Consider the following 12,998-nt stretch of genomic DNA (forward strand, 5'->3'; position numbering starts at 1 on the left):
TTGTCGTTTGCCGGCCGACTGCGCGTTGCTCCTCCACGTGAAGGTGCTGGGGCCGCCGGTGAGACGTCGGCCAGCATCTACGAACTTCGAGCGATTCTTGTTCAGGTAGCCGAGCCAGGTCTCTCGTCCCTCGTCGGTGTCGCAGTTCCGCGCCGAGTCCGATTGCGACACATGCTCGGGACTCACTACGGCACTCCTTTCACCCTAATCAAGACACATCAACAAACCGGATGGTCTCAACATACCAATGGTGTCATCATCCCGCATGACGTATTTGCCCCGGTCCAATGCGTATTACGCAGCGGTGCACACTACGCGCAAACCGTGAGCCTGGGCCGATATGAAGCGGCCCGCCACATGGGGCGAGGAATGCTGGTGCTCAACAAGGCATCTCAACTTGTCGGGCGATCCGCACCGGTGTTGATCTGGGGGAGTCGGCGGGGATGGCTCCGGCGCCCACGACCTCCCTGCGGCACTCCGGCTACGACACCGTTGCCACCCCCCGGTACCCGACGGTAGAAGTCCATCGGCCCCTGCCCCGACCTCGGGGTATTTCTCCAGTTCGCAGTCTGGTCAGCGGTCCCTCCTATGGGATGTACCCATGGCCCGCTCCCGCGGACCCTTCCCTTAAGACTACAAATCCACCTCGATTAGTCCATTGACAGTACGCATTTAGTCCACTTAGGGTGAGGTGTCGGACCGATAGCGGTCCGCATCCGGCACCGACACTCGAAGGGAGGGAACCGTGGATCCCGCGACCATCGTCTGGATCGGGGAACAGGTAGTGAACGCGCTGATCAGTGTTGGCGAAGTCGTCCTGTCGTACATTCCGATTCCGTAACCCCCTGCGGAACAACGACAGGTTCGGAGAGCGGCCCTCGTGGAACTCACCCACACCCACGCACCCACGGGGGCCGCGTCCCAACTGCGCAGGAACCGACCCTGCCTACCCCTTCCCGAGCGTGTGCATCACCACGTTTGATCCTCTGAAAATCCCTGGTGCCCAGCAATTTTGCCGATCAGGCACCGCTGGCGCGGCCGGATTCATTAGCCGCAGCAAGCGGGCATCACCTGGGCACGTTTATCCAGTGAGGACATGCGTTGCCACGCGCCACCATCATCGACGAACTGTCTCAACGCTCCGGCCCGGCCATCGACGACCCCATCGGACAGGCACCCGTACATTCGCCGCACACCGGTGACAGGGACCTGCTGAGAGACAAAACACCTGTTCGTCATCGTCACCCTGCTGTTCTTGTCACCGAATCGCCTGGGCGCCTGGACCGTTATTCGGCGTGCCTGGATCCGCAGGCAATCGCTGCTGCTCGCCGCCGTCGACGAAGGTCTCTTCGTGCGGCATGGGGCGTCGCGGCTTGTACCGCTGCGGTTATGGCAGCGACAGGAGCCGCGGCTGCCGATGACGGTGCTGTCCCCCTCCCGCCCGGCAAGTGTCCGGGCCTTTTCGTACTCGGTGTGGCGGGAACAACCGAATCGAGCACTACGGCAGATCCTTTCGCGAATACCGGAATGCTCGGCCGGGTATTCGGGCCACTGACTCGAGGTGTGGATGTCGATCACCTCACCATCCCGTATGCCGCGGCGTTCGGCGGAGCGCCGGGAACGGGTCCCAACGGCGAAACCTTCGCCCAGTCGGCAACCGATGCCCAGAACCGCCTGAGTGCGACCGCGGCCGAGATCGCGGCGCGATGCCCGAGTACTGAGATCGGAGTCGTCGGATTCTCCCAGGGCGCAGGAGTGGCCTCGGCGTGGGCGCGGCAGGTTGGCGCCGGGCACGGACCCGTAGACCCGAATCGAATCGCGGGGGTCGCGACTCTATCGGACTGGACGAGACCACCTGGAGCGCAAACCTTTCCGGGGCGGACCGGCCAGATGACTCCCGATCCAGCACCAGGCACCGACGGCGCGGCAGTCTCTGCCATTCGGCTGGCTCCGGTACCGGACAGCGGCGGAATCGATCCGGATGCAACAGGGTTCGGTCAACTTGCTGGCCGAGTCGGCGAATTCTGCTCGCCAGGTGACCTCAGTTGCGACGCACCAGAACACGCTGCGGCACTACGAACGGCCGCCGAGCTGGCCGCTCAATCGAATCTGAGCAATCCGATCACCGCTGTGCAGTCTCTCGGAGCGGCATGGGCAACCACTGCGGCGAAGGCGAGTACTCAGGTTGTGCTCGACGACGTTCAGATCGACAACGGGCAGGTCAATTACCACCCCGGGCAAACAGTCTCCGAACGTGTTGCCGAGGCAGCAGACCCACGCACTCCCGCGCCGACCGCGCAGCAGACGCGGCTGGCATCCGGCAAGCTCGACCGTGCGGCGGCCGCGATCGCTGGCGACCCACTGCGCCAGATTCCGGCGCTTGCCGCTCAGGTCGGCGCGGCGATCGGCGCGAACGTGGCTGCTAACTCCGACATCGTCAATCCCGCCGTGCTGGCTCGCTACGCCGGTGTGGTGACCGACCACACCGGATACGGCACCGACGGCGCCGCACAACAAGCCGGAAACTGGTTCGCCGCGATCTCCCATGACCTCGCCTCGGGTCCACGCCGGTGAGCGCCGTCCGCCCGGCAGCGCCCCGATGCGCCATCACCGACACGCCGCAGGTCGTATGGGCAGCAGTCGATCAAGCGCTGCACCGGTTTTCGAAGACCGAGCGAGACCTGATCGGAGATCTGCGATGACCCCAGCGAACATCCCGTCAGCAGCTTGTTCGCAGCCCGAGTCGGCGCGCGCCGGGGTGACGGTGGTGAACGTCATCCGTGGTCCGGCTCCGCTCGAGACGTGGATCCGAGACTCGTTCCGCGCGGCGCTCAGCACACTGGATGGAGTCGCCGGGCTACAAGAATTCCAGCTCGTGCGCGTGGCAGGGTCGGAGGCTGCGGTGTTCGCCTCCATCACCGTGTGGGAGGCGATCGATGACTTTCGCGCATGGCGCGCCAGTCCCGCCTTCCAGCAAGCACATCCCAATCGGACTGCCTACCAGAAGGAGTTCGATCAACTCCATGCGATGCAAGAGGAGTTTCCGACCAACTCGCACACCGCCGATCTCGGCGCCGAAACCATGCGCCGATTGTCGGCCGGGCACCCGGAACTGATCCCCGCCGACGGGCAATTGATATACGAAGCGCTCTGGTCGTCTGGCTCGAACCGGACCCCGCCGCTACGGCCAGCCTGGACTCTGGTGATCGCCTGCACCGCAACATTTCTGGGATTTCTGGACACGGCGATCGTGAATATGACCTACGGGTCGATGGCTGCTCAGTTTCCCACAGCGGGTGCGCAACTGACATGGGTCGTCAGCGGCTACGCAGTGGCCTTCGCTGCTTTGCTCGCCGCCGCGGGCCGTTGGGCCGATACCCTCGGACACCGGCGGGTGCTGCTGTGGGGAGTGATCGGATTCGCCGTCACCTCGATGGTGTGCGCGCTCGCACCGACTGCTGCCGTGCTGATTACGGGGCGGATCGGACAGGGCGCGGCGGCGGCGTTGGTCCTGCCCGCAGCGTTGGGGGCGCTGCTGGCGAGCGTTCCCGCGAAGCGCGCGGCGAACGCGATCGGCGCGTGGGCGGCCACGGGCGCCTTGGCAGCCGCGGTAGGCCCGGCGGTCGGCGCGGCGCTGGTCTCACTGTGGGGATGGCGAGCGATTTTCCTGGTCAACGTGCCGGTGAGCGTGATTCTGCTCGTGCTCGGCGCGGTGGTCCTGCCGCCCGCTCATGGTCGGCGGCGTGAGCCACCTGACCTGATCGGTGTTGCGGCATTGAGCGGTGGCATCGCCGCATTGGTGGCGGCGCTGACCCAAGGACACGAGTGGGGAGGAATGGCCAGCCCGCTCGTCATCGTGTTGCTCGCGGTCGGGATGGTGGGCTGCGGAATAGCGTGCCGGCGCGGCCATACCCATGCTCGGCCGGCGCTGCCGGTGCGGCTGTGGAGATCGGTGCCGTACGCGCTGTCGACGGTGGTCAACACCGGACTGGGATTCGTGATGGGCGTCTTCCTGCTCGCGATTCCTGTTTTCTTGCAGCAGATTTGGTGGTTGACCCTCCTGCAAGCCGCAGGCTGCATCGGCGTGATCGGGCTGGTGGCGATGGTGTCCGCGACGATATGCGGGCGTGGCGCGCTCGCGCGCCGGGCCGGATCGCTGTGTGCGGTCGGGATGGGATTTGTCGCCGCGGTTTGCGCTGTCTGTGCGAGCCAAACCTTCGGTGTAACAAGGGATCTGCCGCTGTGGTGGCCGCTGGCAGTGGTATTGGGAGTCGGAGTCGGCGCCACAGTGACCGGGCTGTCGATCATCACGGCGGCGACCGTGCCCACCTCCGAGGTCAGTGCGGGCCTGGGCATGGGCCTGTCCAGCCGTCAGACCGGCACGGCGCTGGGCGTCGCAGTCCTTGCCGCCATGCTCACCTCCGGCCCCCGTGGTCTCGAGTACATCGAGTCGATTCACCGGCTGTTCGCAGTGACCGCCGTGGTGGTGCTTGTCGCGGCACTCCTTGCCGTCGCAATCCGGCTCCCGGCGTCTTCGCCAGTCGAGCCGCGAGCACCACAGGATCCACCACCCGGCAGTCCGCACTCCGCCGCACAGCATGCGCCCGCCAGATCGGAGGACTGACAATGCCGCCGTACATACCTGTTCCGACGGCCGATTTCGTGGCAATGCTCGATGTCCTGGACCTCGAGGCGGCCGGTGCCGACACCTTCGTCGGCAGTCATCCGCACAAGGTGTGGCAGCGCACCTTCGGCGGTCAATTGCTCGCGCAGGCCGCCGTCGCGGCCGGGCGCACCGTCACCTCCTATCGCACGCGGCCGCTGCATGCGCTCCACATCCAGTTCATTCGGCCCGGGGATGTCCACATGCCGATCAACTACGCCGTCGAGCGGTTGCGGGACGAGCGCACTCTTGCCGATCGGCTCGTCACCGCACGCCAGGGCGAGGACGTCCTGGCGGTGATACTCGCCGGATTCCAGTCCGCCCGCCGAGGGCTCGAACACTCGGTGGTGATGCCGCCCGTGCCGCCTCCAGAAGACCTCAGACGGGTAACCGAATCATTTGCCGGGCTCGAAGACCGACTGTCGATGTTCGTCAAGAGCCTGCACCCGATCGACATTCGCTATACCGACGCAACGCCCTGGGAACTGCAGCAGCAAGGCCGCAGGGCCGGCGTGTGCCGGGCGTGGATGCGTGCCGACGGCCCGCTGCCGGACGACCCTCTCATCCACGCTGCCGTGCTGGCGTGGGCCAGTGACATGACACCGCTGGATCCGATCATCACCAGACATGGGCTGGCGTGGGGCGTGGACCGCATCGTGCCGGCAACTCTGAACCACTCGCTGTGGCTCCACCGGCCGCCACGACTGGACGACTGGACTCTCTACACGACGACATCGCCGACCGCAGAGGGCAGCCGTGCGCTGGTCACCGGCTGGTTTCATTCACGCAGCGGGGAACAGATCGCCAGCATCAGCCAGGAAGACGTGGTACTGGCCTACCCCCAACACGACAGCGCCGTGCGCGCTCACCCCGGTGCCGCAACTACAGAACAGAGCCCCCGAAAAGCTGACACCTGGGGTGTCGCGAGTTTGCGCAGGCACCTGGACAACCTACCGAGCGCGATGCCCGCAGACCGTGGTGAGGACGAGCCGGGCCACACCGTCGTAAGCGAGACACTGTGAGCCACAACATCTTTGCCGCAATCATCGCCGGGCTGTACGCGCTGATTGTGATAGCCGTGATCGGTCTCGGGATCTACCACTCACCTCGCCGGTCATTGCCGCGCGAGCCCAGCGCACATGCAGGCGATGACAATCCCGGTCAGAGTGCAGGACAAAGCATCCCGTCTGTTATTGGACCTCTCCGCCCATCGTGTACAGCAGAGCGGGAGCAGCAGGAATGATCCGGCTACGCACGACAGCGGTATACGTGCTGGCCGCGGCGCTGCCGGTGACAGCGGTTCTCGAAAGTGGTTCGGCCTCCGCGACCGACCAGCCGGGAGTGACCGAGCCTGCCCAGCAGCCCGGGGTGACTCCAGTTCCAGCTGAGCAGCCGGGAGTGTCGTCCCCGGCTCCGACACCCCCACCACGGCCACCGGATCACAGCCTGGTGGGTGATCTCGTCCCTGATCCGCCGACCTACGCGCCGACGGACTACCGCAACCCACCCACACCCTCGACCGAACCGAATACCACGCTGGGACAAGACCTCGGCCGGCTACATGCGCCCGCGCCGGTACCGCCCACGAAGGTGATCGTGCCGCCGCCAGCGGACTACATCGGCGTCGGTGACGTGAAATTCCCGAGGCCACAATGGGTTCCGGCAGACCTGGCATGGAAGATCAACTCTTATGTGGCCGGATGGCAACGCGATACCGACAGCTTTTTCGATTCAGTCGGATTCGACCCGTCGAGATCGGACCGCATGGCGACGGCGGGAGTGCTGTGCGCCGGCGTCGGATTCGGAGCGGGCGCGCTGGTGACGGGCATCCCGGCCGCAGTCGCCGGGGCTTTGATCGGCAGCACGATCGGCGGCATCGTCGGCGCCGGAGTTGGCACCCTCATACCGGTGCCGGTGTTCGGGACGGTGACCTCCGGGATTGCCGGGACGGCGATCGGCGCAGTAGCCGGCGCGGTCGCGACCGGAATCCCGGTAGCGATCATCGGCGGCACCGCGACCGCCCTCGTTGGCGGTGCCGCAGCGGTGATTGCTACAGCGGGTGACGGCTCGGATGCCCCACCGCCCCCGAAAAGGCGCCCCGTCCCGGCACCCAGACCACCCGCCGCTCCGATACCGGATGTACACGCCCAGGTGAAGCAGGTCACCGGTGCCGGTGTGCACGCCGCGGAGCAGACCGTGCACTGGGTGCAGGCACAACCTGGCGGTGAGCAGGCACTCGATGCCGTCGCGAATGCGGGCGCGGCAGCTGGAGCCGCGCTCGGATCCTTGCCCGGTGCCGCGCAGGTCAGCGGAGCGGTGGGCGCAGCAGTGCACGATGTGGTGGTCGCGGCGAAGGCCGCACCTGCCACCGCAGCGGTAGCCAACGCGGTCGCGGATGTGGTCGGCCATCACCCGCCATTCACCGCCCAGGAACTGGGTCCGCTGGCTGGCGCGGCCAACAACGCACTGGCCGCCGTGCAGGCGGTAGTGCGGTGAACATCGCTGACTCGCATAGTGACTGCCCCCGGCCGGTCGGACCGCGCGTGTTCAATCCGGCCGTCGCAGCGCGTTCGTGTCCGTACCTACCGAGACAGTCGGGGCAGGACTCCGATGCTGAAAGACCCTGCGGTAGCGACTATTTCGACGAGTCAACCGGAAAGTCTTCGAGGTTTCCTGGGCGGGGACATCAGTTGTTCGACACGAAAGAAGGACGGTGTGCAATCGATGAGAGAGAGTTCGAACCACGGCCGTTCGCCGTGCTGTGCCGCGACATCGCTGATCGGACGTAGGCGGGGGACGGTGGGCTCGCGGTGCGGATATGGACGGTCGGCTTGGTCGTGGTCCTGGCCGTCATGGTGGTTCCGGTGCTGGTCCTGATGTTCATGCTCGCCGGCGACACGGGCCGAGGAGCGTCCCAGCAACGCACGTTGGCGCCCGGCACTGTGCCGCAGCAGTACGAGCGATGGGTCCAACAGGCCGCGACGGTATGCCCGGAAGTCTCCGCGCCGCTGATCGCCGCCCAGATCGAGCAGGAATCCAACTGGGACCCCAACGCGGTGTCGAAAGCCGGGGCGCAGGGGCTCAGTCAGTTCATGCCGGGGACCTGGCCGTCGGTCGCGGTCGATGCCGATGGCAGCGGTACAGCCTCGCCGTTCGACGGCGCCGACGCGATCATGGCCCAGGCGACCTACGACTGCCGGATCGCCGCCCGCGCCGAGCAGGACTTGGCCTCCGGTCGCATCCACGGCGACATCACCGACATCATTCTGGCGGCCTACAACTGCGGCTACGGCTGCGTACTGGCCGCGGGCGGCTCGGATGTCGGCAATGGCGAGACCGACGACTACGTGCCCAGCGTGAAAGCGCGCATGCTCAAGTACACCAGCCTGTCCGCACCGGCCGACGTGGGTGACTGGGGCACAGGAGGTTTCGGGTCGACGGTTGTCGCCGCGGCCTCGGCGTGGCAGGGCGCACCTTATGCCTGGGGCGGCGGCGGTCCGTCCGGCCCGACTCAAGGACAGCACGACGGCGGCGTCGCCGATTCCTACGGCGACTACAACAAGGTCGGGTTCGACTGTTCTGGGCTCGTCGTCTACGCGGTCGCCGCAGCATCCGGCGGCCGGATCGTACTGCCGCACTACACCGTCGACCAGCTCAATGACCCACGCGGACACGTGGTTCCGGTAGATCAGGCACAGCCGGGAGACATCGTGTTCCCCGCCGGCGGACATCCCGACCACGAAGCGATCTACATCGGAGGCGGGCAGATCCTACAGGCACCCGAGTCAGGCGGCGTTGTCTCGCGCGCCTCGCTCGCATCGTTGGGCCCAGTCGACGTGCGGAGGTACGGATGAATTCGTCCTCCGCAAGATACCTTTTCTCACCGAAGATTTCGGGTTCTCAGGTCGCCGCCACGAGGCGAGTAACCGTTGTTGTGTCGCTGGTTGCGGTCGTGATCGGGGTTGCCACAGCATGTGCATCGCGCGTCCCGTCGGCGACAGGCGTCACAGCGTCGTTCACCATCCCTGCGGAAAACAGGGGCGCTGAATTCCCGTCCACCCCGCCGTCAGCCTCGGGCACTCTGCCACTGGACCTGGCCGGGCTCAACCGCTCCGACGCCTCGGCCGTAGCCGCGGCCGTGGTCCGCATCTGGTTCACCACAGACACCCGGATCGACTCGTCGCCGCACGCCGCGCGACTTCGCGCGTGCCCGCTGCTGGCCGCCCCCTACTGCCTGGCTATCCGGGACTTCCCGCCGAAGACCGGCCCCGGCGCCGACTGGCTGTCATTGACCGCCCAACAGGCAGCGATCACCGTGGGCGCCAACGATATACGCCCGGCCGACGAGAGCGGCCCGCCCGACAGCGCAACTCGGGCCGATCGGCTGCTCGAAGTCACCGAACACCTGGTCACACCGAAAGGTCCGCTGCCGGACCGGCGAACCGTGGTGGCGCTGAGCCTGATTCGCGACGGCGTCCAATGGCAGGTCACGGAGGTGAGTGTGCGATGAGCAACAGAGTTCGATCCTCTTTGACACTTTCGGCCGCATGGGCCCGATTCGCGGACGGCGTGGCGTGAGCGCGCCGGATGCTCAGTGGCGCACACCCGAGGTCGGCGGGATCAGCGGTGGCGCGGGTACGACGACGGTGGCCTATCTGATCGGCGGTTGCGACGTCGGAGTGGTCGCAGCCGATGGGGCGCAGCAGGTGGATGTGTTGGTAACCCGCACGACGGCGGTGTCGGTCGGGTGGGCGATCGGCACTGCGGGTCAAATGGTCGACGCGCCGGTGATGGCTGTGGTGGCCGATAGCGGGGATCGGTGGCCTGCCGTGGTGCGTCAGCGGCTGGCGATGGCGCGGGACAACCTCGGCGTGCCGGTGCTGGAGCTGGGATGGTGCGCTCCGCTGGCGGCCAGCGACAACCCCTGGGAGCTGCTGGCTACCAGTGTCGTGGCCGGCGAGAAGTGGGCTTTGCCAGCGCGGAGGTTCCGTCAGGACTTGATCGCGGCGCTCATCGAGGCGATGTCGGCGCGACGAGGGGCCTCGCAACCTACGACACCACCGAGCTCGATCAGGAGGACGGCGTCGTGACTGGATCGATAATGAAAAAGGTGCGCCCATGCTGATGCTCTGGCATTTGGTGGACACTCTGGCCCAACAGGTATCGGTGCCCGACCCGCCGCCCAAGCCGCTGCCCGGCCAGCTCGGAGACAGGCTCAACGATGTGATCAGTTGGGCCAAGACCCTGGCCTTGGGGTTGGCGGTGCTGGGCACCTTGGCCGTGGCCGGAATGCTGTTCATAGGCTTGCGTGGCCGCTCGGACACCGCCAAGAACGCGCTCGGGCACCTGCCGTTCGTCGTGCTCGGAGTCGTGCTCACCGGCGGCGCGGCAGCTCTGATCCAGGCCTTCCAGTGACCACGCGCTCGGTGGCCGTCACCATTGTGGTGACGGGCCTGACTGTGATTGCGGCAGTCGGCGCAGCGCAAGCGCAGCCGATACCGCCTGCACTGCCGGGGATTACGCCGCCCGGAATGACGGCGCCGACCTCGCACCCGCCGCAGCCTCCGACACAGGTGCCGAGCGGCGGCACTGGCGGTGGCGAGAGCGAAGTGCCGATCGAGCCGGCGAAAACCGGTGCACCGGACTGGAATCGGTTCGGCGGAGATCCGGCCGGCGCACCGCGCGACATGAACTCGTTCGTCACGGATGTGCTCGGATGGATGCGCACGGCGGCCGTCATCGCGGGAGTCTTGGGCCTGCTGACGATCGCGGCCATGCTCGTGATCGGGTCGCGCTGGCGCAGTGAACAATCCCGTCGCGCGTTGGATTCGCTGCCAGCTGTGTTGCTGGCGACCGTCATCTCCGGCAGCGCCGCCACCATCTTATCGATGGTGCTGTGAGGCGGGTAGGGTCATGGCAAGAGGCGGGAATTCGACTGCACGAGAGTACTTTTCGTTAGCCAAGGCGTGGTGGAGCGGGGACCGGCGGCCACAGCCGGCCACTGTGCATGACCGGTTCGAGATGCGAATCGATAGCGGCGTCACCGGATCGGGATGCCGTAGTATCGAGGGAGGGGAGAAACACGATGTTCACAACTCGCGAGTTCCGGCAGCGGCGACCGCGACGGTGGAAATGGCTGGCGGTCGTGATTGTGGCCGCGGTGATCGTGATCGGACTGATCGCGTGGTCGGTGTCGTCCAGGTCGATCGCCGGCTCCTCGGCCGCCAGCGGCGCGCGGTCTTCGTCGATTCCGGTGATCTCGATGCCACGCCCGACACAGCAGGCTTCGATGGGGCTGGAGTGGAGACTGGTCAACGGGGTTCGGTTGCCGTTCAGCGCATCCGATGGCCCGACCGGGATGGACGGCCCGCAGCCGATCGGGTTCAGCGATACTCCGCAGGGAGCGGTGCTGGCGGCCTGGCAACTGTCGACCCGGTTGCTGACCGATCCCGATACCGAGGGCCTGCTCTCGCGGGTACACGCCCCACTCGATGTGCAACAGGAAATCCGCGTGGACATCGCCCAGGTGCGCCAGTTCACCGCCGACCAGCTCGTCGCGGCGTTCGCCCCGCCTGTGGCCTACCGATTCGACTCCTGGTCACCAACATTCGCGGCGCTCTACTTCGCGATCCCCTCGAGACAGGGTGGCTACGACTTCCAGGCTCGCGCGGTGGTCTGGACGCAGGACGGCTGGCAGTACCAGCCGCAGTCGGGATTGGACGCGTTGCCGAACTCGACGAGCCTGGCCGGGTTCACCTCTTTGCAGTAGCGTCCCGTTGCGCCGCGCGCACCCTGCTGGCTGCGATGGCGCTGATGGTCCTCGCCGCGGGCGTGGGCGGGCCAGCGTTCGCCGATCCGCCGGGACCACCGCCCACGCCCCCGAAACCTGCGCCGACACGACTGTCGGATTTGACGCCCGAACAGCGCTCGTGGCGCGACAACGACGGCGTCATCTCCTGCTCCGCCCATCCCACATTCCCCACCTGCGCGACGACCCCCGGCTCCGTAGGCATCAACTACCCCGACGACAACACACCATTCCTGGTGCAGATGCAGGGCAAGACCTATACCGACCACAATCCATTGCACGCGGTGAGTAACGCGGTCGGCGACTCGGTCACCACGGCGTTCGCGGAAGCAGCCGAGTCGATCGGCACGTTCGCCGGTGACCTGCTGGTCCAGTCGATGACCTGGTGGATAAGCCAGGACTCCATCTCGTTGTCCTACGCGCAGTCCATGGCCGGCAAGGCACCGGTGCAGCAGGTGGTCGGGCTGATCATGATGGCCGGAATCCTGGGCTCCTCGATCGCGATGATGATCTCGCGTCGCACCCAGCCGGCCGCCGAGATGGTGATGTACGGGGTGCGGTACCTGCTGATCTCCTCGCTCGCTCTGGTGGTGCTCACCGGCGCGGTCCACGCCGGCGACGACTTCGCCCGCCAGATGGTCACCGGTGGCGCCCAGCAGTTCGGGCAGCGAATGCAGTCGATGCTCGGGGTGGGCACGGTCGGCAACCCCGGCGGTGTGCTGATGATCGGGTTGATCGCGGTGGTTCTCGGGTTCATCCAGTGGGTTATGGGATTCCTGCGTCAAGCCGGGTTGGTCGTGCTCTACGCCATGATTCTGATCGCCGCGGCCGGGCAGCTCAGCAGTTGGGGACGGCAGTGGTTCCCGCGAGTGGCCAGCATGTGCATCGCCTTGGTGCTTTACAAGCCGCTGGCGGCATTCATCTATTCGCTGGGCTTCACCCTCATCGGACAAGACCAGTCGCTGACCTCGCTGATCATCGGGCTGATGGTGGTCGCGATGGCAGTCATCGCCCTGCCGACATTGATGAAATTCTTCAGCTTCCTGGGCTTCCAGGTCACCGGTGGCACGGGCGCACTGGGTGCGGCCGCCAGCATGGTCGGTGGCGGCGCGCTGCTGGCGTCATCGCTGGGTGGCGGGGGCGGCGGCGGTGCTGACCCGGCGACCCCGGCCAGCTTCGCTCCGGTCAACAGCTCTGGCGGACAAGCAGAAAGCGACCCGTCACCGGGCAATACCCCCCAACTGACCGGAGGCGATGGGGCGCCGTTGAATCCGCCGCCGCAGAAAGAACTCGGTGGCGGCGAACCTGCCGCTTTGGGGAAGGGATCTTCGCCGCCGGACGGTCCATCGTCGGCGGGCAGTGAAGCGGCCGGCACGGAGATGGCCGCGGGTGCGGCGACGGGAGGCGCCGGGTTGGCGGCGATAGGGACCCAGAAAGCGATAGCGGCGGCCCCGGAGGCTGCCGAGTCGATAGGTGACGTGATGACCGGAGACGACACCGGCCCGGAAATGCCATGAGCGACAGGAG

The 12,998-nt window shown here is 66.5% G+C and carries 11 protein-coding genes; all 11 read left to right on the forward strand.

Features of this window, described 5'->3' with window-relative positions; all coding sequences use genetic code 11:
- Window positions 1-1,101: 1,101 nt before the first annotated feature.
- The 11 genes from JZ791_RS00925 (at window position 1,102) to JZ791_RS00975 (ending at window position 12,988) form a co-directional block, all read left to right on the forward strand.
- Window positions 1,102-2,574, forward strand: coding sequence for a cutinase family protein (locus JZ791_RS00925; protein ID WP_216892141.1), 1,473 nt, complete (start codon window positions 1,102-1,104; stop codon window positions 2,572-2,574).
- A 124-nt stretch (window positions 2,575-2,698) separates the two neighbouring features.
- Entirely contained in the window at window positions 2,699-4,624 is a 1,926-nt protein-coding gene (locus JZ791_RS00930; protein ID WP_216892142.1) for an MFS transporter, read from the forward strand.
- 2 nt (window positions 4,625-4,626) lie between these two features.
- Complete coding sequence (locus tag JZ791_RS00935; RefSeq protein ID WP_216892143.1) at window positions 4,627-5,685, forward strand: acyl-CoA thioesterase; 1,059 nt, start codon at window positions 4,627-4,629, stop codon at window positions 5,683-5,685.
- A 217-nt stretch (window positions 5,686-5,902) separates the two neighbouring features.
- Window positions 5,903-7,159, forward strand: a complete 1,257-nt coding sequence (locus tag JZ791_RS00940; RefSeq protein ID WP_216892144.1) for a hypothetical protein — start codon at window positions 5,903-5,905, stop codon at window positions 7,157-7,159.
- Between the two features lie 314 nt (window positions 7,160-7,473).
- Window positions 7,474-8,517: a C40 family peptidase gene (locus JZ791_RS00945; protein WP_308162685.1), complete on the forward strand. Its 1,044-nt coding sequence runs from the start codon at window positions 7,474-7,476 to the stop codon at window positions 8,515-8,517.
- A gap of 98 nt (window positions 8,518-8,615) precedes the next feature.
- Entirely contained in the window at window positions 8,616-9,173 is a 558-nt protein-coding gene (locus JZ791_RS00950) for a hypothetical protein (protein ID WP_216892145.1), read from the forward strand.
- 64 nt (window positions 9,174-9,237) lie between these two features.
- A complete protein-coding gene (locus JZ791_RS00955) occupies window positions 9,238-9,753 on the forward strand; it encodes a hypothetical protein (protein ID WP_216892146.1) in 516 nt (171 codons plus the stop codon).
- 28 nt (window positions 9,754-9,781) lie between these two features.
- On the forward strand, window positions 9,782-10,078 hold the full coding sequence (locus JZ791_RS00960; RefSeq protein ID WP_216892147.1) for a hypothetical protein: 297 nt from the start codon (window positions 9,782-9,784) through the stop codon (window positions 10,076-10,078).
- 11 nt (window positions 10,079-10,089) lie between these two features.
- Entirely contained in the window at window positions 10,090-10,563 is a 474-nt protein-coding gene (locus JZ791_RS00965) for a hypothetical protein (protein WP_216892148.1), read from the forward strand.
- Window positions 10,564-10,748: 185 nt separating this feature from the next.
- Window positions 10,749-11,432, forward strand: coding sequence for a DUF8175 domain-containg protein (locus JZ791_RS00970; protein WP_216892149.1), 684 nt, complete (start codon window positions 10,749-10,751; stop codon window positions 11,430-11,432).
- Between the two features lie 35 nt (window positions 11,433-11,467).
- The gene (locus JZ791_RS00975; protein ID WP_216892150.1) at window positions 11,468-12,988 is read left to right on the forward strand and encodes a hypothetical protein; all 1,521 of its coding nucleotides are present in this window, start codon (window positions 11,468-11,470) and stop codon (window positions 12,986-12,988) included.
- The last annotated feature ends 10 nt before the right edge of the window (window positions 12,989-12,998 follow it).

The sequence above is a fragment of the Nocardia alni genome (genome assembly GCF_019038435.1).
GTDB classification, from domain to species: Bacteria; Actinomycetota; Actinomycetes; order Mycobacteriales; family Mycobacteriaceae; genus Nocardia; species Nocardia alni.

Coding starts and splice junctions, on each gene's coding strand:
- JZ791_RS00930 (WP_216892142.1), top strand. CDS start 2,699: ATGACCCCAGCGAACATCCCGTCAGCAGCTTGTTCGCAGCCCGAGTCG.
- JZ791_RS00935 (WP_216892143.1), top strand. CDS start 4,627: ATGCCGCCGTACATACCTGTTCCGACGGCCGATTTCGTGGCAATGCTC.
- JZ791_RS00940 (WP_216892144.1), top strand. CDS start 5,903: ATGATCCGGCTACGCACGACAGCGGTATACGTGCTGGCCGCGGCGCTG.
- JZ791_RS00960 (WP_216892147.1), top strand. CDS start 9,782: ATGCTGATGCTCTGGCATTTGGTGGACACTCTGGCCCAACAGGTATCG.
- JZ791_RS00970 (WP_216892149.1), top strand. CDS start 10,749: ATGTTCACAACTCGCGAGTTCCGGCAGCGGCGACCGCGACGGTGGAAA.
- JZ791_RS00975 (WP_216892150.1), top strand. CDS start 11,468: ATGGCGCTGATGGTCCTCGCCGCGGGCGTGGGCGGGCCAGCGTTCGCC.